At 71.9% G+C, this 16947-nt stretch carries 16 protein-coding genes; 11 read left to right on the top strand and 5 right to left on the bottom strand.

Annotation, left to right across the window (positions count from 1 at the left end):
• Nucleotides 1–55: 55 nt before the first annotated feature.
• From cobS to GGQ83_RS09025, 3 genes are all read right to left on the bottom strand, one after another.
• Nucleotides 56–1057: a cobaltochelatase subunit CobS gene (gene cobS, locus GGQ83_RS09035; protein WP_184383441.1), complete on the bottom strand. Its 1002-nt coding sequence runs from the start codon at nt 1055–1057 to the stop codon at nt 56–58.
• 164 nt (nt 1058–1221) lie between these two features.
• On the bottom strand, nt 1222–1902 hold the full coding sequence (locus tag GGQ83_RS09030) for a DUF2459 domain-containing protein (protein ID WP_184383440.1): 681 nt from the start codon (nt 1900–1902) through the stop codon (nt 1222–1224).
• Entirely contained in the window at nt 1902–2486 is a 585-nt protein-coding gene (locus GGQ83_RS09025; protein WP_184383439.1) for a J domain-containing protein, read from the bottom strand. Before GGQ83_RS09025 ends, GGQ83_RS09030 begins: the two co-directional genes overlap by 1 nt.
• A 64-nt stretch (nt 2487–2550) precedes the next feature.
• Here GGQ83_RS09025 and GGQ83_RS09020 point away from each other — a divergent pair, with 64 nt between their 5' ends.
• Complete coding sequence (locus tag GGQ83_RS09020; RefSeq protein WP_184383438.1) at nt 2551–2826, top strand: BolA family protein; 276 nt, start codon at nt 2551–2553, stop codon at nt 2824–2826.
• 108 nt (nt 2827–2934) lie between these two features.
• Here the strand turns inward: GGQ83_RS09020 and GGQ83_RS09015 are convergent, their stop codons facing one another.
• Complete coding sequence (locus GGQ83_RS09015) at nt 2935–3525, bottom strand: DUF2889 domain-containing protein (RefSeq protein WP_184383437.1); 591 nt, start codon at nt 3523–3525, stop codon at nt 2935–2937.
• 244 nt (nt 3526–3769) lie between these two features.
• Between GGQ83_RS09015 and secB the strand changes: the two genes are divergently transcribed.
• From secB to GGQ83_RS08965, 10 genes are all read left to right on the top strand, one after another.
• Nucleotides 3770–4270, top strand: a complete 501-nt coding sequence (gene secB / locus GGQ83_RS09010) for a protein-export chaperone SecB (RefSeq protein ID WP_184383436.1) — start codon at nt 3770–3772, stop codon at nt 4268–4270.
• Nucleotides 4271–4695: 425 nt separating this feature from the next.
• Entirely contained in the window at nt 4696–5865 is a 1170-nt protein-coding gene (locus GGQ83_RS09005) for a DegT/DnrJ/EryC1/StrS family aminotransferase (RefSeq protein WP_184383435.1), read from the top strand.
• A gap of 6 nt (nt 5866–5871) precedes the next feature.
• Nucleotides 5872–7092, top strand: coding sequence for a glycosyltransferase family 4 protein (locus GGQ83_RS09000; protein WP_184383434.1), 1221 nt, complete (start codon nt 5872–5874; stop codon nt 7090–7092).
• Entirely contained in the window at nt 7089–8195 is a 1107-nt protein-coding gene (locus GGQ83_RS08995; RefSeq protein WP_184383433.1) for a glycosyltransferase, read from the top strand. Before GGQ83_RS09000 ends, GGQ83_RS08995 begins: the two co-directional genes overlap by 4 nt.
• Before the next feature lie 23 nt (nt 8196–8218).
• A complete protein-coding gene (locus GGQ83_RS08990) occupies nt 8219–10156 on the top strand; it encodes a polysaccharide biosynthesis protein (RefSeq protein WP_184383432.1) in 1938 nt (645 codons plus the stop codon).
• A 101-nt stretch (nt 10157–10257) separates the two neighbouring features.
• Nucleotides 10258–11415, top strand: coding sequence for a DegT/DnrJ/EryC1/StrS family aminotransferase (locus GGQ83_RS08985; protein WP_184383431.1), 1158 nt, complete (start codon nt 10258–10260; stop codon nt 11413–11415).
• 138 nt (nt 11416–11553) lie between these two features.
• Complete coding sequence (locus GGQ83_RS08980) at nt 11554–12129, top strand: peroxiredoxin (RefSeq protein ID WP_184383430.1); 576 nt, start codon at nt 11554–11556, stop codon at nt 12127–12129.
• A 157-nt stretch (nt 12130–12286) separates the two neighbouring features.
• On the top strand, nt 12287–12817 hold the full coding sequence (locus GGQ83_RS08975) for a carboxymuconolactone decarboxylase family protein (RefSeq protein ID WP_184383429.1): 531 nt from the start codon (nt 12287–12289) through the stop codon (nt 12815–12817).
• Between the two features lie 46 nt (nt 12818–12863).
• On the top strand, nt 12864–14519 hold the full coding sequence (locus GGQ83_RS08970; RefSeq protein ID WP_184383428.1) for an EAL domain-containing protein: 1656 nt from the start codon (nt 12864–12866) through the stop codon (nt 14517–14519).
• Between the two features lie 67 nt (nt 14520–14586).
• On the top strand, nt 14587–15672 hold the full coding sequence (locus GGQ83_RS08965) for a methylated-DNA--[protein]-cysteine S-methyltransferase (protein ID WP_184383427.1): 1086 nt from the start codon (nt 14587–14589) through the stop codon (nt 15670–15672).
• A 76-nt stretch (nt 15673–15748) separates the two neighbouring features.
• Here the strand turns inward: GGQ83_RS08965 and GGQ83_RS08960 are convergent, their stop codons facing one another.
• Nucleotides 15749–16915: an MFS transporter gene (locus GGQ83_RS08960; RefSeq protein WP_184383426.1), complete on the bottom strand. Its 1167-nt coding sequence runs from the start codon at nt 16913–16915 to the stop codon at nt 15749–15751.
• Between the last annotated feature and the right edge of the window lie 32 nt (nt 16916–16947).

Below are 16947 nucleotides of genomic sequence, written 5' to 3'. Positions count from 1 at the left end.
CCGCTGCCGGGCGCTGCGTGGAATGGCCTGTGCCGCCCGGCGCCCCACCCTCGCCTCAGCCCGCCTTCTTGTAGAGGCCGGTCGAGATCTCCTCGTTGAAGCAGCGCTGGTAGTATTCCGCCACCGTCGAACGCTCGGCCTCGTCGCACTTGTTGAGGAAGGTCAGGCGGAAGGCGAAGCCCACATCGCCGAAGATGCGCGCGTTGTCCGCCCAGGTGATGACCGTGCGCGGCGACATGACGGTGCTGATGTCGCCCGCGATGAAGCCGGCGCGCGTCAGGTCGGCCAGCGCCACCATGGCCTCGACCTGCTTCTTCATCTTGGGGTCGGTGGTGCCGATCTTGGCCATGACGATCTCGGTCTCCTGCGCGTGCGGCAGGTAGTTCAGGGTCGCCACGATGTTCCAGCGGTCCATCTGGCCCTGGTTGATCTGCTGCGTGCCGTGATAGAGGCCGGTCGTGTCGCCCAGGCCCACCGTGTTGGCGGTGGCGAACAGCCGGAACATCGGGTGCGGGCGGATCACGCGGTTCTGGTCGAGCAGGGTCAGCTTGCCCTCGACCTCCAGCACGCGCTGGATCACGAACATCACGTCCGGACGACCCGCGTCATACTCGTCGAACACCAGCGCGCAGGGGTGCTGGAGTGCCCAGGGGAGGATGCCCTCGCGGAACTCCGTGATCTGCTTGCCATCCTTCAGGACGATGGCGTCCTTGCCGATGAGATCAATTCGGCTGATGTGGCTGTCCAGGTTCACGCGGATGCAGGGCCAGTTGAGGCGCGCGGCCACCTGCTCGACATGGGTAGACTTGCCCGTGCCGTGGTAGCCCTGGATCATCACGCGGCGGTTGTGCGCGAAGCCGGCGAGGATGGCGAGCGTCGTCTCGCGGTCGAAGCGGTAGGCGGGGTCGGGCTCCGGCACGTGTTCGGTGCGGACGGAGAAGGCCGGCACTTCCATGTCGATATCGAGGCCGAAGACCTCGCGCGCGTTCACCGTCACATCCGGCATGTTGATCGCGCTGGTCGGGCGCACTTCACCGATCGGGGCCACTTGGTTCATCACGCTTCCGCTTCGCTGCAAGGGAGAGTTTCGGGATGTTAGGGCAGTCGTTCCCGGGCGTCACCCCGGGGCGATGGCTAGAGTATACTGCGTTCACATGCGTTCACGCCGCCTGCTCCAGCCATCGATGAGAGCGGGATTCAGCGTTTTCGGTGATTCCACCTCTACGCATCCCGCTCTAGCAAGGCATGGTGACGCGGCGCGCGGGCGCAAGCCCGTTCCAGCGCGCGTGCCTGGCGCATCACCGCATCGGGCCAGGTCACGCCCGTGGGGCTGAAGGGCAGGCCCGCGCTGGCCAGCGCCCGCGCCGTCCAGGCATTGCAGTTGTTTTCCAGCGTATAGGTCTCGCGCGCTTCGAAGAAGAAGTTTCGCGGCAAGGCGTCCACTCGGATGGGAATGGGCGCCTCGCCCGCGAAGGCATCGGCCAGGAAGGCGGCCAGCCGCGCGCGGGCGGCGGGCGCAATGGGCAGCGCCGCCACCTTGCGCCCCGGCACCGCCTGTTCAGGGCGCGCGCGCAGCGGCGTCACCTGAAGGGCGGCCGGGCCGGGCAGGGGGCCGCGCAGCCATTCCGCCAGCGAGGGCTCGGGCGAGGTGATGAAGCTGCGCTTGCCGAAGCCGAACATGACCGTGTGCGCGCCGGGCAGGCGGGACGCCACCGCGCCCAGCACGGGGCCTTGCAGCGCGTCCATCGGCAGGACCAGGTCGCTGTGCCAGGAGATGGCGACCACCCAGGCCGGCAGCCCGCCCGGATCGAGCGCGCAGGAGGTCACCTGCGGCTGGTGCAGGCTGGCGCAGCCCGGCAGCAGCGCGGCGGCCAGCAGGGGCCGGCGGGCGAAACCCGCCATCAGCCCGCCGCGGCCGCGGGCTCGGCCTGGGTGCCCACGCGGCGGCGCAGCAGGGAATAGGCGCGGTTGATGTCCTTCAGCCGCTCCTCCGCGCTGCGGTCGCCGCCATTGGCGTCGGGGTGGTAGCGCTTGGCCAGTTCCTTGTAGCGCGCCTTCAGCGTGGCGGCTTCGAGTGGCCAGGAGAGTTCCAGCAAGCCGAGCGCGGCGCGCAACTCGGGCGGGGCCTCGCGCCTGGGTTCGACGCGGCGCTTCTCGTGCAGGGCGGTGTCGCGCAGGATGCCCAGCGGGTCCGCCACGCGCTCGGGGTCCAGCCGCGCGCCGAGGCGGCCCAGCGGCCAGGTGGGACGCTGCCAGCCGGTGTCGGAGCGGATGGCGTGCTCGATGTCGTTGGGACCCATGCCGCGGTAGAAATCCCAGCCCTTGTTGTATTCGCGCACATGCTCCAGGCAAAACCAGAGATATTCGCTGAGGCGGCGGTCCTTGGGCGCACGGAATTCACCGGCCTCGGCGCAGCCGGGCGCGGCGCAGCCACGGGGCGGGGCCTTCGGGTCGGTCTGGGGCTGGAAGCTCGTGCGCCGGGCCATCGGGCGGTTATGGGTTCGGGGTGCGGGCTTGGCAACATCGCGGCGTTGGGCAAGTTTCGATCGCATGTCCCATCGCGCCACCCGCATCCGCACCGCGCTTGAAGCGCAATTCCAGCCGCTTCGCCTCGAGGTGGTGGACGACAGCCACATGCATGCCGGCCATGCCGGCGCGCGGCCGGAGGGCGAGACGCATTACAGCGTGCTGCTGGTGTGCCCGAGCTTCACGGGCATGTCGCGGGTGAACCGTTCGCGCGCCGTGCATGCCGCGCTGGCGGCGGAATTCGCCAATGGGCTGCACGCACTGGCGCTGACGCTGCGCGCGCCCGAGGAAGTGGGTTAGCCTTGCTGAGCGACTGATTCACCGCGCCGGCGATTCCGCCTCCGCGGATCAGGCGCTATCGCGCGACTGATTCACCGCTTCGGCGATCCCGCCTCCTCGGATCAGGCGCTATTCGGCCTTGGCGGGTTCGGGCGGCTGGTCGCTCCATTCCGGCCATTTCTTCCGGACGACCGGGCTGGACGGCGCATAGGCATGGCAGGTGCCGAGCAGCATGGGGCGCTTGCGCGGCGCGCCCTGCGCCTCGGCCGCGCGCTGGGCGGCCATGCGGCGGCTGCGGATGGGCCACATGGTCTGGAAGGCGACGGTGGCCATCTGCGCCAGCAATTCCCGCAGATGGGTGCAGCCCTCGACGCCGCCCACGCGCTCATTCACGGCGCGGTTGAAGCCGGGGCCGATGGACAGGCCCGCCAGCCGCGCGAAATTGGCCGTGGCGCCGGGGCAGACGGCGAAGGGCGTGTGGTCGGAGGCGGCCTCGCAGGCGGTGATGACCATGTCCTCGTTCACCGTCAGGCGGATCCACATGCCATGGATGGGGTCGCCGGGGTTCACCTGGCCGCGGTGCTCGGAGGGGAAGCCGTAGGTCTTGGTGTCGGTGAGGTGCGCCTCCACGTCCACCAGCCCATCCTCCCGCAGGTAGCCGCGCAGCGAGATGTCGCGCAGGTGTTCGAGCTTGCGGGGGGTGGGGGCGGGGAGGGGCATGTCCGGACAATAGGCGGATTGCTGCGTCGCCGCAAAGCGGCGCGGGAGAGAGGTACCGCAAAGCGGCGCGGGGCGTGTCGCCGCAAAGCGGCGCGGGAGGGAGGTACCGCAAAGCGGCGCGGGAGAGAGGCACCGCAAAGCGGCGCGGGGAAGAGGCACCGCGAAGCGGCGCGGGCTTCCGGCCCGGCGGGGGGCGTGGTAGCGCGCCCCACCTGTTCCAGAGCCAGAGAAGGGGCCACCCCCGATGTCCGACCAGCCCAACCCCACCCAGAATGGCGACGCCAACGGCAATCCGCCGCCGCCGCTCATCGTCGAGATCCAGTATGCGAAGGACATCTCCTTCGAGGTGCCCGGCGCGCCCGCCATCTTCACCACGCTCCGCGCCCAGCCCCAGGTGAACCTGGACGCGGACCTGGAGGTGAAGCAGCTCCAGGAAGGCGCCAATGTCTTCGAGGTGGCGCTGATGCTGCGCGTGGAGGCCCGCGCGCAGGAGGCGGTGTGCTACATCGTCGAGGTCACCTATTGCGGCGTCTTCACGCTGAACCTGCCGGCCGAGCATGCGGACCAGGTGCTGCACGTGGATTGCCCGCGGCTGCTCTATCCCTATGCGCGGACGATGGTGTCCGAACTCAGCGCCCAGGGCGGCTTCCCCACGCTGATGCTGCCGCCGATCGACGTGGCACAGCTTCTGCACGCCAAGCGCCAGCAGCAGGCGGGTGCCTCGCCGGCCGTCGGCCACGCCTGACCCGGCGCCGGGCCGCGCGCCCGGCGACCGTTCTTGCGGGGGCGGGATGCAGGGATTCAGGTGATTTGGCCTGGACGCATCCCGCCCTTGTTTCGCCGCCCGGGCCCTGGCCCGCCGACCCGGCATGCCAGGCATGCGGCGCTCTTTTTGTCCGCGCGGGGCGCGGAAACCCGCCATTCCCTTGCCACCTTGTTATCCCCGGGCCATCGCCCGGCGCGATCAACCTTCGATGGGTTGGCCGGAGTGCCCTCAAATCAGGGTGATACGCCGAATCGCCACCCAGGGAACATGTCAACCTTCACGCATGACGTTAACGGAAATTTTACTTAACCCGCGCTTGCATGCAAACAATATTTCGTTCTAGTTAAAATTCCTCATTCGGGTTGTCGCAAAAAGTGCAACTTCACCCAATATCCAAGACGCCGGTGGCGTCCATCCTGCGCTTCCCCCGTGAAGCGCGGGTCGGGCAGCGGCCCATCCTCCTCTCGCCGCCCGAGCTTTCGGGCAACGAGCTGGACGAGGTGGCGCAGACCCTGCGCAGCGGCTGGCTCGCCCCCGCCGGCCCCACCCTGGCGGCCTTCGAACAGGCCGTGGCCGCCAGCATGCAGGCGCCCGAGGCGCTGGCGCTGAACTCCGGCACGGCGGCGCTGCACCTGGCCTATCGCGTGCTGGGCGTGGCGCCGGGCGACGAGGTCTGGACCACCACGCTCACCTTCATCGCGACCATCGCCCCCGCCGTGCAGATGGGCGCCACGCCGCGCTTCCTCGATGTCTGCCCGCAGAGCTGGACGCTCGACCCCGCGCGGCTGCGGCGCGAACTCGCGGCCGCGGCGCGGCGGGGCCGTCTGCCGCGGGTGGTGGTGCCGGCGGACCTCTTCGGCCAGCCCTCCGACATGCCCGCCATCCGCGCCGCCTGCGCGCGCTGGGGCGTGCCCGTGCTGTCGGACAGCGCCTGCGCCATGGGGGGCCTCCAGCACGGCCGGCCGGCCGGCGCGGGGGCCGACATGTCGGTGGTCAGCTTCAACGGCAACAAGATCATCACCACCGGCGGCGGCGGCGCCCTGCTGGGCGACCCCGCCCTGCTGGCCCGCGCCCGGCACCTGGCGCACCAGGCGCGGGAGGTCGCGGCGCACTACCAGCACGAGACGACCGGCCACAACTACGCCATGGGCAGCGTCACCGCCGCCATCGGCCTCGCGCAATTGCCGGAGCTGGAGCGCCGGGTCATCGCGCGCCGCGCCATCTTCCGCCGCTACCAGGAGGCGCTGGGCCACCTGCCCGGCATCACCTTCATGCCGGAGCCGGGCTGGGCGCGGTCCTCGCGCTGGCTCACCGCCATGGTGGTGGATCCGCAGCGCTTCGGCGCCGACCGCGAGCTGATCCGCATGGCGCTGGCCGCCCAGGGCATCGAGAGCCGCCCGGTCTGGAAGCCCATGCACCTGCAGCCGGCCTTCCGCGACGCGCCGCGCTCGGGCGGGGCCTTCGCGGCGGGGCTCTTCGAGGACGGGCTCTGCCTGCCCTCCGGCAGTGGGCTTGAGGCGGCCGAGCAGGGGCGCGTCATCGACGCGATCCTCGGGGTGGCGCGGCGGGGTTGAGGCCGGATGGCGCGCCTTCTCTACCTGCACCAGCACTTCTCCACGCCCGCCGGCAGCACGGCCACGCGCAGCCATGCCCAGGCGCGGGCGCTGGTGCGCGCCGGCCATGCGGTGACGCTGGCCACCGGCCGCTTCGAGGGCGCGGTGACGGGCCTCGACACCCCCCTCCGGCGGGGACGGCGCGAGGGGCTGGTGGATGGCATCCGCGTGGTGGAGTTCGCCATCCCCTACGGAAACGCGATGGGCCTCGCCGCGCGCAGCCTGGCCTTCTTGCGCTATGCGGCGCGCGCCACGCGGCTGGCGGCGGCGGAGCCCTGGGATGCGGTGATCGCCTCCTCCACGCCGCTCACGGTGGCGCTGCCGGCGCTGGAGGCGCGGCGGCGGCATGGCACGCCCTTCCTGTTTGAGATGCGCGACCCCTGGCCCGAGCTGCCCGCCGCATTGGGCCTGCGCGCGCGGCCCGTGCTGGCGGCGATGGGCGCGCTGGCCGATGCCGCCTGCCGCCGCGCGCGGCGCGTGGTGGCGCTGAGCGAGGGCATGGCGGCCATCGCCCGCGGTCGCGGTGCGGCGGAGGTGGCGGTCATTCCCCAGGGGGCCGACCTCGACCTCTTCGGCCCGCAGGTGGCGCCCTGGCGGCCGGAGGGGGTGGGCAGCCATGAAATCCTGGCCGTCTATGCCGGGGCGCATGGGGCGGCGAACGGGCTCGGCCTGCTGCTGGAGGCCGCGCGCCTGCTGGCCGCCCGGCCTCCAGCAGCGGGGGGCGAGCGGCGGGTCCGGCTGGTGCTGGTGGGCGAGGGGGCGGCGAAGCCCGCCCTGGTCCGGCAGGCGGAGGGCCTGCCCAACCTCACCTTCCTCGACCCCCTGCCCAAGCGCCAGTTGGCGGGGCTGCTGGCGGGCGCGCAGGTGGGGCTGCTCTGCCTCGCCCCCGTGCCGGAATTCGCGGGGCATGTGGCGCCCAACAAGCTGGTGGACGTGCTGGCGGCGGGCCTGCCCGTGCTGTCCAACCTGCCCGGCGAGACGGCCGAATTGCTGGCCGCCCATGGCGCGGGCGAGACGGTGGGCCCGCGCGACGCCGCGGGCCTCGCGGATGCGCTGACGCGCCTGGCCGACGACCCCGCCCGCCGCCGCGCCATGGGCGAGGCCGCCCGCGCGCTGGCCATGCGCCGCTTCGACCGGCGCCTGCTCACGGCCCGCTTCGTGGCCGAGGTGGAGGCCTGCCTGCCATGATCCTGATGCTCTCCGTCGCCCATCCGGCCGATGACATGCGCGTGGTTCGCAAGGAGGGTGCCGCGCTGGCGGCGGCGGGGTGGGAGGTGACGCATCTCTGCCCCGGGCCGGGCGGCGCGCTGCCCCCGGTGGCCGGCGTGGCCATCGAGACGGTGGCCGGGCGCGGGCGGCTTGCTCGACTGCCGGCGCTGTATCGGCGCGCCATGGCGCTGCGGCCGCGGGCCATCCATGCCTCCGAGCCCGATGCCTGGGCCGTGGCGCGGCTGGCCGGCGCGCGGCTGGGCTGCCCGGTGGTGCTGGATGTGCATGAGCATTACCCCTCGCGCCTCGATGCGCGCCTGCCCGCTGCCCTGCGCCCGCCGGCGCGGGCGGTGCTGCGCCGCGTGCTGGGAGGCCTGGCGCGCGGCTCCGACGCGGTGGTGCTGGCCAAGGAGGGGCTGGCGGCCGACTACCCTGCGGCACCCCGCGCGGTGGAGGTCCGCAACCACGCCCTGGCCCCCGAGGGCATCGCGCCGCGCCGCCACGGGCCGGGGCCGCTGACCCTGCTGCATCTGGGGGCCATCGGCGTCGCGCGGGGCTGGCCGCAGATGCTGGACGCGCTGGCGCTCGCCCCGCCCGACACGCGCCTGCTCGTGATCGGCCGCTTCACCGACGGCAGCGAGGAGGGTTTCCGTGCGCGGGCCGAGGCGCTCGGCCTCACCCCGCGCATCACGCTGGCGGGCTGGATGCCGGCCGAGGCGGCGCTGGCGCGCGCGGCGGCGGAGGCGGATGTGAACCTCATCCTCTTCCAGCCCGGCGAGGAGAACCACCGCCTCGCCCTGCCGCACAAGCTGTTCGACGGGATGGCGATGGGCCTGCCCGTCATCGCGCCCGGCTTCGCGGAGCCGGTGGCCACCATATTGGAGGACACGGGCTGCGGCCTGCTGGTGGATGTGACGCGGCCAGAGGCCATCGCGGAGGCCGTTTCGGCCCTGGCCGACCCCGCACGCCGGGCGGCGATGGGGGCGGCCGGGCGCGAAGCGGCCGCCACACGCTGGGGTTGGCCTGAGGAGGCGGCCCGCCTTGTGGGATTGTATCATGCGCTCTTGGGTGGAGAAGCGTGAACCAGTGAGTTAAGGAGGGCGCCATGAACAAGCTTGCCTCGGCCCGCGTCCTGCTGAATTTCGCGCTGGATGCGGTCCTCGCGGTGCTGGCCCTTCCGCTGGCGCTCTGGCTGGCGGGGCCGGGAAGCTGGCCGCCCGGCTCCGGTTGGTGGGGCATGGGCTTCACCCTGGCGGCGCTGACGGTGCTGCTTCCGGCCTGGGCCTTCGGCCTGCACAACCAGTATTGGCGCTTCGCCGGGCTGCGCGACCTGCTGGCGGTGATGGCCGCCTCCCTCATGGCCGCGCTGTTCTTCTGGCTGGTGGGCGCGGCCCTGGGGGCCTGGCGGCCCGCCAATCCCGCTTTTCCGGTGCTGCACGCCATGGTGCTGGCCGGCCTGCTGGGGGTTCCACGGCTGGTCAGCCGGCTGCAGGCGTTGCGCCGCGTGTGGGAGCAGCAGGGGCTGCCGCCCATCCTGGTGGCGGGCTCGGCCGACCAGGTGGACATCTTCATCCATGCCATGGGGCGGGAGAAGCGCCCCAGCTACCGCGTGCTGGGCGTGCTGACGCGCCGCACCCGCCAGACGGGAAGGCGCCTGCACGGCCAGCCCATCCTGGGCGCCATCGAGGAGGTGGAGGCGGTGCTGGACCGCCTGCGCGCCGAAGGCCGCCTGCCCGCCCTGCTGGTGCTGGCCGCGCCCGAGACGCGCGGGCCCGCGCTGGAGACGCTGCTCGACGCCGCCGACCGCCACGGCATCCCGGTGCGCGCCGCCCCCCTGCCCACGGCGCTGAGCCATGCCGCGCGGTCCTCGGGCGAAGGGCCGCGCATGGATCTGCGCCCCGTCTCCATCGAGGAATTGCTCGACCGCCCCCAGGTGCCGCTGGACCGCGAGGGGATGGCGCGCCTCGTGCAGGGGCGGCGTGTGCTGATCACGGGTGCCGGCGGCACCATCGGCGGCGAGCTGGCGCGGCAGGTGGCGGCCCTGGGTCCCGCCATGCTGACGCTGCTCGATCACGGGGAATACGCGCTCTATGAGATCAACCTCGAACTGAGCGAGCGCCATCCGGGCGTGCCCCGCCGCGCCATCCTGGCCGATATCCGCGACGAGGCGCGCATCCGCCGCCTGATGGAGGAGGCGCGGCCCGAACTGCTGTTCCACGCCGCCGCGCTCAAGCACGTCCCCATGGTCGAGAACGACCCGCTGGAAGGCATGCTGACCAACGCCCATGGCACCCGCGTGGTGGCCGAGGCCGCGCGCGCTTCGGGCTGCGGGCTGATGGTGTTCATCTCGACCGACAAGGCGGTGAACCCGACCTCGGTCATGGGCGCCACCAAGCGCCTGGCCGAGATGTTCTGCCAGGCGCTGGACAAGCAGGCGCGGGCGGGCGAGGGCCAGATGCGCTGCATCACCGTGCGCTTCGGCAATGTGCTGGGCAGCACGGGCAGCGTGGTGCCGCTGTTCCGCCGGCAGCTCGAACGCGGCGGGCCGCTGACTGTCACCCACCCCGACATGCGCCGCTATTTCATGACGGTGCGCGAGGCGGTGGGCCTCGTGCTCCAGGCCGCGGTGGTGGGGGCCGCCGACCGCGAGGACACGCCGCCCGAATTGCGCGACGGCGGCATCTTCGTGCTCGACATGGGCAACCCCGTGAAGATCGTGGACCTGGCGCGGCGCATGATCCGCCTCGCCGGCCTGCGCCCGGACGAGGATGTGGAAATCCGCTTCACCGGCCTGCGCCCCGGCGAGAAGCTGTTCGAGGAGATGTTCCACGGGCAGGAGCCGCCGCGGCCCACGCGCTTTCCGGGCCTGCTGGTGGCCACGCCGCGCACGGCCGACCCGGCCCTGGTCGGCCGCGCGCTGGAGGAGATCGCGGCCACGGCGCGGGCCGGGCAGGCGCGGCTCGCGCTCGCGCAGCTCTCGCGGCTGGTTCCGGAATTCGAGCATGAGGCGAACCCCGGCCAAAGCGGCAGTGCGGCGGGCTGAAGCCGCCTGGCCGTGCTTTGTCACATGGGGACATGAAACGGGACCGCCCCAAGGGGGGGAGGGGGCTTGATCCTTCCCGCGCGGCGTTGGACGAGGCCATCATGAACGCTAGCCCCACGCCCATCGCCCTCTTCGACATGCAGGCGCAGCAGGCGCTGATCCGCGAGGCGCTGGATGCGCGCATCGCCTCGGTCCTCTCCTCCGGCCGCTTCATCAACGGACCCGAGGTGGCGGAGCTGGAAGGCCAGCTCGCCGCCTTCGCGGGGGTGGCCCATGCCGTCGGCGTCTCCTCCGGGACGGATGCCCTGCAGATCGCCATGATGGCCGAGGGGATCGGCCGGGGCGACGCGGTCTTCCTGCCCGCCTTCACCTACACCGCCACCGCCGAGGTGCCGCTGGTGCTGGGCGCCACGCCCATCTTCGTGGATGTGGACCCCGATAGCTTCAACATGGACATGGCGGACCTCACGGCCCGCGTGGAGCAGGTGGCGCGCGAGGGCCGGCTGCGCCCCCGCGCCGTGGTCGGCGTGGACCTCTTCGGCCTGCCGGCGGACTGGCCCGCCATCCGTGGCCTTTGCGCGCGGCATGGCATGTTCACCCTGGACGACGCGGCCCAGGCCTTCGGCGCGCGGCTGCATGGCAGCCCGCTGGGGGGCCATGCCGAGGCGACGGCGCTGAGCTTCTACCCGACCAAGACGCTGGGCTGCTACGGCGATGGCGGCGCGCTGCTGACCAACAGCGCCGAGCGGGCGGAGCTGTATCGGTCACTCCGCACCCATGGCGAGGGCGGGTCGCGCTACGAGGTGCTGCGGACGGGCATGAACGGCCGGCTGGACACGCTCCAGGCGGCCATCCTGCTGTGCAAGATGACGCTGTTCCCCGGCGAGATCGCCGCCCGCGCCCGCGTGGCCGGCTGGTATCACGCGCGGCTTTCGGGGCAGGTGGCGCTCCAGGCCCAGCCGGCGGGCTGCGAGAGCGCCTGGGGCCTCTACACCATCCGCTGCGCCGATGCGGCCGAGCGCGGGCGGGTGCAGGCCTCGCTCAAGGCCCAGGGCATTCCCTTCGGCGTCTATTACCCCAAGCCCCTGCACCACCAGCCGGCCTACCAGGCGGCTCATGCGGCGGGTTTCGCGGGTGCCCCGCCGCCGCTGCCGGTCAGCGAGAGCCTGTGCGACCAGGTGCTCTCCCTGCCCATGCACCCCTATCTGACCGAGGCGGATGTGGAGCGCGTCTGCGCCGCCGTCAGCGCGGGGCTTTGATCGGGAATCTCGATCAGGCCGTTGAAAACTCTTCATTGGCCAAATCATGCTGCGCTGCGATATGTGAACGCGCAGCCGGAACGAACCGGCGCATCTGAACCGGCGCCGCGCCCCGCGCGGCACCACAGGAGAAGCCGCATGCTGACCGTTGGCGACAAGTTCCCCGCCTTCAAGCTCACCGCCGTCAAGGGTGGCCCGGATGGCCTGGCCGGCCCCGGCAAGTCCTTCGAGGAGATCTCGTCGGACAGCAATGCCGGCAAGTGGAAGATCGTCTTCTTCTGGCCGAAGGACTTCACCTTCATCTGCCCGACCGAGATCGCGGCCTTCGGCAAGCTCAACACCGAGTTCGCCGACCGTGACGCCGTGGTCTATGGCGTGTCCACCGACAGCGAGTTCGTCCACCTGAACTGGCGCGTCTACAACGAGGACATCAAGACGCTGCCCTTCCCCATGCTGGCGGATGTGAAGCGCGAGCTGTCCACGGCGCTGGGCGTTCTGGACAAGGAAGCCGGCGTGCCGCTGCGCGTCACCTTCATCGTGGACCCGGACAACACCATCCAGCACGTGACGGTGAACGGGCTGAATGTGGGCCGCAACCCGCAGGAGACGCTGCGCGTGCTCGACGCGCTGCAGACCGACGAGCTGTGCCCCTGCAACTGGACCAAGGGCGAAGAGGCCCTGAAGCCGCAGGAACTGTTTGAAAAGGCCGCCTGAGGCGGCCCTCTGTCGCCGGCAGCGGTAGCCGCCACACCAACCCTACCGCCGCCGGCGAAAGGGGGGCAGCCAGCCCCCCTTAGACCCCCCGCTTTCGGCCGCCTGTGCGGCCGAAAGGTTGGTGTGTTCCCCTTGTCACCTGTTGTTGGAGCCCGCCATGTCGCTGGAAGCGCTGCGCAATGCCCTGCCCGAATACGCCAAGGACCAGAAGCTGAACCTGGGTTCCCTGTCCACCGAACCCGTGCTGACCGCGCAGCAGCGCGCGGGCTGCTTCATCGTCTCCGCACTCGCCAGCCGCAACGCCATGGTCTCGAAGCACATCGTGGCGGAGTTCGGCCCGCAGCTTTCCGCCGAGGCGCTGAACGCCGCCAAGGCCGCGGCCTCCATCATGGGCATGAACAACATCTACTACCGCTTCACGCACCTGGTGCATGGCGACTATGCAACGATGCCGGCCAAGCTGCGGATGAACATCATGGCCAAGCCCGGCGTGGAGAAGATGGACTTCGAGCTGTGGTCGCTCGCCGTCTCGGCCATCAATGGCTGCGGCATGTGCATGGAAAGCCATGAGAAAATCCTGCTTCAGCACGGCGTGAGCAAGGAACAGGTCCAGGCCGCCGTCCGCATCGCCGCGGTGGTCCATGCCACCGCCGCCACGCTGGACGCCGAGGCCGCGCTCGCCGCCTGAGACGGGCCTTCACCCGCCGTTAACCGCGCCATGCGCATAAAGGCGCATGGACCTACCGCGCCACCAGGCCGACCGAGAGCGCTTCATCGCCTTCGCCTTCGCCGCCGCCGAGCTTCTGGTGGAGGTGGGGGCGGATGGCAGGGTCGTCTTCGCCGCCGGCGCCTTTCGCCAGCGCCTGGGGCGCGAACCCGAAAGCCTGGTGGGGCGTCTTCCCAGCGAAATCCTCGCCCCCGAGGACCGTGACGCCTTCGCCGCCGCCATGGCCCTGCTGCCCACCCGCGGCCGCCTGCCGCCCAGCGCCTATGCGCTGAATGACGGCGAGCGCACCCCCTTCGCCGTGGCGGGCCTCTCCATGCCCCATGCCTGCGGCACCTCCCGCTTCTGCCTGACCTTCGCGCCGCTGCCCCAGGGCAGCGCGCATGCCGCCACCAAGACCAGCCCCAGCCTTCTCACCCGCGCGGCCGAGCAACGCCTGCGGGAGGGGGAGCGGGCGCGCCTCGCCCTCATCGAGGTGGCGGGCGTGCCGGAAGCCGAGGCGGACGCGCTGCGCGGGATGCTCGCCTCCGGCCGGGGGGGCGGCCTGTCCTTCTGCCATGACCCCACGGCGCCGGGCGCGGTTCCGGACCACCCCATCCGCGCACGGATGCAGGACGTGGAATCGCTCCGCAACATCCTGACGCGGGAGACGGGCGGCGCCCTGGTCGCGCGCCTCGCCCCCGGCCGCTACGGCGTGTTGCAGGAACCCGACGCCACGCCGGACCTCGCCGCCATCGCCCGCGCGGTGGAGGCGGTGCTGGGTGACCAGGCCGAGGTCTCGGTGAACCTTGCCGCGCAAATCGATCTCGCCCCCGGCGCGCTCTCGCCCATCCAGGCCGCGCGCGCGCTGCGCCACGGGCTGTCGGTCTTCGCGCGGCTGGGGGCGGAGGGGCTGAAGGAGGCCGGCTTCGAGAACGGGCTGGAGGGTGTCGTCTCGCGCATCGCGGCCCGGGCGGGCGCGTTGCGCCTCGCGGTGGCCGAACGCCGCTTCCGGCTGGAATTCCAGCCCATCGCGACGCTCGCCACCCGCCAGATCCACCATTACGAGGCCCTGCTGCGGCCCCACCCCGAGGTGCTGAAGCCCGGCGAGGGCCCGCAGGACTTCATCACCCTGGCCGAGACGGTGGGGCTGACGGAGGAGCTGGACCTGGCCGTGGCCTCGCTCGCCATCGCCTCCATTCCCGCCCTGCCCCCGGGGCGACACCTGGCCTTCAACATTTCGGGCCTGTCGGCGCAGTCGAAATCCTTCCGCACGCGGCTGCTGGCCCTGGTGGACCGTGATCGCCGCGCCGCCGCCCGGCTGATGGTGGAGCTGACCGAGAGCGCCGAGATCGAGAACCAGGCCAGCGCTGCCCTCACCCTCTCCCAGCTGCGGGAGCGCGGGGTGCGGGTCTGCCTCGATGATTTCGGCGCGGGGGCCGCCTCCTTCCGCTACCTGCGCGCATTCCCGGTGGACTACGTGAAGGTGGATGGCAGCTATGTCGTCGCCGCCCTGACCAGCGAGCGGGACCGCAGCTTCGTGCAGGCCATGGTGGACCTCTCCCAGGCCGTGGGTGCCGCCGTGGTGGCCGAGCATATCGAGACCGAGGAATGCGCCGCCCTGATGCAGGAGCTGGGCGTGAAGTTCGGCCAGGGCTGGCTGTTCGGGAAGGCGGGGCCGCTGTAGCGATCCCGCGATAGCGGGGCAACGCGCGGATGGCGCGGGCGGGCCTTGCCGCGCCACACTCGCCCGCATGGACAGCATCGCCCCTCCCCTCGACGATCTCCGCTGGCAGGCGGTGCTGGGGCGGGACGCCGCGCCCGCCTGCGGGGATTTCCTCTATGCCGTCACCACGCAGGGCGTCTTTTGCCGGCCGGGCTGCCCGGCGCGGCCGCCCTTGCGGCGCAACACCCGGTTCTTCGCCTGCATCGCCACCGCCGAGGCGGCGGGCTTCCGCGCCTGCAAGCGCTGCGACCCCAAGGGGGAACGCGCCGCTTTGCACCGCGACGCGGTCGCCGCTGCCTGCGCGTTGATCGAGGCATCGGAGACCATCCCGAGCCTGGCCACGCTCGCCGCCCGCGCGGGCTATGCGCGCCACCATTTCCTGCGGATGTTCCGCGAGGTGACGGGCGTCACACCGCGTTCCTTCGCCGAATCCGTGCGCGGGCGGCGCTTGCAGTCGGCCTTGGCGGGGGGTGCCAGGGTGGCCGATGCGGTGGCCGAGGCGGGGTTCGGCAGCGAAAGCCGCGTCTATGGCCGGCCCGCGCTGGGCATGACGCCGGGCGCGGCACGCCGGGGCGCGCGGGGCGAGGTGATCTCCATCGCCCGCGCGGAGTCGGTCATGGGGCCGCTGCTGGTGGGCGCGACCGCGCGCGGCGTCTGCTTCATCGGCTTCGCGGAACCGTTTGACGCGCTGGAGGGCGATTTGCGCCGCCGCTTCCCCCACGCCACCCTGCAGGAGGACCCCGCACTGGCGGAGACGGTGGCCGCCATCGCGGCCCATCTGCGCGAACCCGCGGCGGCGCTGCACCTTCCATTGGACATCCGCGGCACCGCCTTCCAGCGGCGGGTGTGGGAGGCGTTGCAGGCCATCCCCTCCGGCGAGACGCGCAGCTATGCGGGGCTGGCCGCCCAGATGGGCGCACCCGCCGCCACCCGCGCCGTGGCCCGGGCCTGCGCGCAGAACCCGCTGGCGCCGATCATTCCCTGCCACCGGGTGGTGGCGAAGGATGGGAATCTGACGGGCTATCGCTGGGGGTTGGCGGCGAAGAAGAGGCTACTGGCGGGGGAGGGGGTGGATCGCGTCCGATCCGCGGAGGCGGTCACGCCGGAGCGGTGAATCGGCCGCGTATGGTGCGTCCGATCCGCGGAGGCGGTCACGCCGGAGCGGTGAATCGGCCGCCGGCCACCGCTCTTCAGGCCGCGGCCACCCGCCGCGCCCGCGTCCTCTGCCAGGCCAAGAGGGCGAGCGCCGCCACCAGCGGCGGCAACAGGGTCAGGTTCAGCACCGACCAGCCGAAGCGGGCATGGAGGAAGCCCGAAAGGAAGGCCGTGCAGGCCACCGTGCCGAAGACGATGAAGTCGTTCGCCGCCTGGGCGCGCACCCGCTCCGCCGGCGCGTAGCTGGTGGCGAGCAGGGTGGTGGCGCCCACGAACATGAAGTTCCACCCCACCCCCAGCAGCGCGAGCCCGGCCGAGAAATGCCAGAAGCTCTGCCCCGTGAGCGCCACGGCCACGCTGGCCGCCGTCAGCCCCGCGCCGATCGTGATGATCCGCATCACCCCGAAGCGCGCGATGAGGTGGCCGGTGACGAAGCCCGGCGCGAACATGGCGACCGCATGGGCCTGGATGACGGTGGCCGAGGCACTGACCGAGAAGCCGCAGAGCATCATCTCCAGCGGGGTCGCCGTCATGGCGAGGTTCATGGTGCCATAGGCCACGAGGCCGGCCACGGCGGCGGCCACGAAGGCGGGGCGGCGAGTGATCTCGCCCACCGGCGTCGCCACCTTGGGCTTGGGCGGCGGCGGCGGCAGGCGCAGCCCCGCCAGCAGCACCATGCAGGCGAGCGGCAGCAGCGCCATGACCATGTAGGTGCCCAGGAACATGTAGGGCAGGAAAAGCTGGTTGGTGTGCTTCACGATCTCGGGGCCGAAGATCGCGGACAGGACGGGCCCGGCCATGACCAGCGCGATGGCGCGGGGGCGATAGGCGGGGGTGGCGGCCTCGGCGGCGGCGAAGCGGTAGTGCTGGGCGATGCCGAAGCCCGCGCCGGCGAAGACCGCGCCCGCGCAATAGACCACGAAATCCTGCACCAGCAACCCGGTGGCGAAGGTGACCGAGCCCAGGATGGACAGCACCGCGCCCAGGAAGAAGCCCGTCCGCCGGCCATAGCGGCTGAAGACGATGGAGGCCGGGATGGAGATGGCCATCACCGCCGTCATCTGCACCGCCATGGGCAGGGTGGCGAGCGCGGCGTCGCCCGAGAGGGAATGGCCGATCAACGCGCCCATGGCCACCTGGCCGATCATGGTGGCGTTCATCAGCGCCTGGCAGAAGAAGAGCCGCCACACGGTGGCCTTCATGGCCCGATCGGCTTGGGCTCCGTCTTCTGCTT

Source organism: Roseococcus suduntuyensis, assembly GCF_014196305.1.
GTDB lineage: Bacteria > Pseudomonadota > Alphaproteobacteria > Acetobacterales > Acetobacteraceae > Roseococcus > Roseococcus suduntuyensis.
The sequence above is the reverse complement of the archived record's forward strand: the minus strand, read 5'-3'. Positions and strand labels throughout refer to the sequence as shown.

Coding starts and splice junctions, on each gene's coding strand:
- cobS (WP_184383441.1), bottom strand. CDS start 1,057: ATGAACCAAGTGGCCCCGATCGGTGAAGTGCGCCCGACCAGCGCGATC.
- GGQ83_RS09030 (WP_184383440.1), bottom strand. CDS start 1,902: ATGGCGGGTTTCGCCCGCCGGCCCCTGCTGGCCGCCGCGCTGCTGCCG.
- GGQ83_RS09025 (WP_184383439.1), bottom strand. CDS start 2,486: ATGGCCCGGCGCACGAGCTTCCAGCCCCAGACCGACCCGAAGGCCCCG.
- GGQ83_RS09020 (WP_184383438.1), top strand. CDS start 2,551: ATGTCCCATCGCGCCACCCGCATCCGCACCGCGCTTGAAGCGCAATTC.
- GGQ83_RS09015 (WP_184383437.1), bottom strand. CDS start 3,525: ATGCCCCTCCCCGCCCCCACCCCCCGCAAGCTCGAACACCTGCGCGAC.
- secB (WP_184383436.1), top strand. CDS start 3,770: ATGTCCGACCAGCCCAACCCCACCCAGAATGGCGACGCCAACGGCAAT.
- GGQ83_RS09000 (WP_184383434.1), top strand. CDS start 5,872: ATGGCGCGCCTTCTCTACCTGCACCAGCACTTCTCCACGCCCGCCGGC.
- GGQ83_RS08995 (WP_184383433.1), top strand. CDS start 7,089: ATGATCCTGATGCTCTCCGTCGCCCATCCGGCCGATGACATGCGCGTG.
- GGQ83_RS08990 (WP_184383432.1), top strand. CDS start 8,219: ATGAACAAGCTTGCCTCGGCCCGCGTCCTGCTGAATTTCGCGCTGGAT.
- GGQ83_RS08985 (WP_184383431.1), top strand. CDS start 10,258: ATGAACGCTAGCCCCACGCCCATCGCCCTCTTCGACATGCAGGCGCAG.
- GGQ83_RS08980 (WP_184383430.1), top strand. CDS start 11,554: ATGCTGACCGTTGGCGACAAGTTCCCCGCCTTCAAGCTCACCGCCGTC.
- GGQ83_RS08975 (WP_184383429.1), top strand. CDS start 12,287: ATGTCGCTGGAAGCGCTGCGCAATGCCCTGCCCGAATACGCCAAGGAC.
- GGQ83_RS08970 (WP_184383428.1), top strand. CDS start 12,864: ATGGACCTACCGCGCCACCAGGCCGACCGAGAGCGCTTCATCGCCTTC.
- GGQ83_RS08965 (WP_184383427.1), top strand. CDS start 14,587: ATGGACAGCATCGCCCCTCCCCTCGACGATCTCCGCTGGCAGGCGGTG.
- GGQ83_RS08960 (WP_184383426.1), bottom strand. CDS start 16,915: ATGAAGGCCACCGTGTGGCGGCTCTTCTTCTGCCAGGCGCTGATGAAC.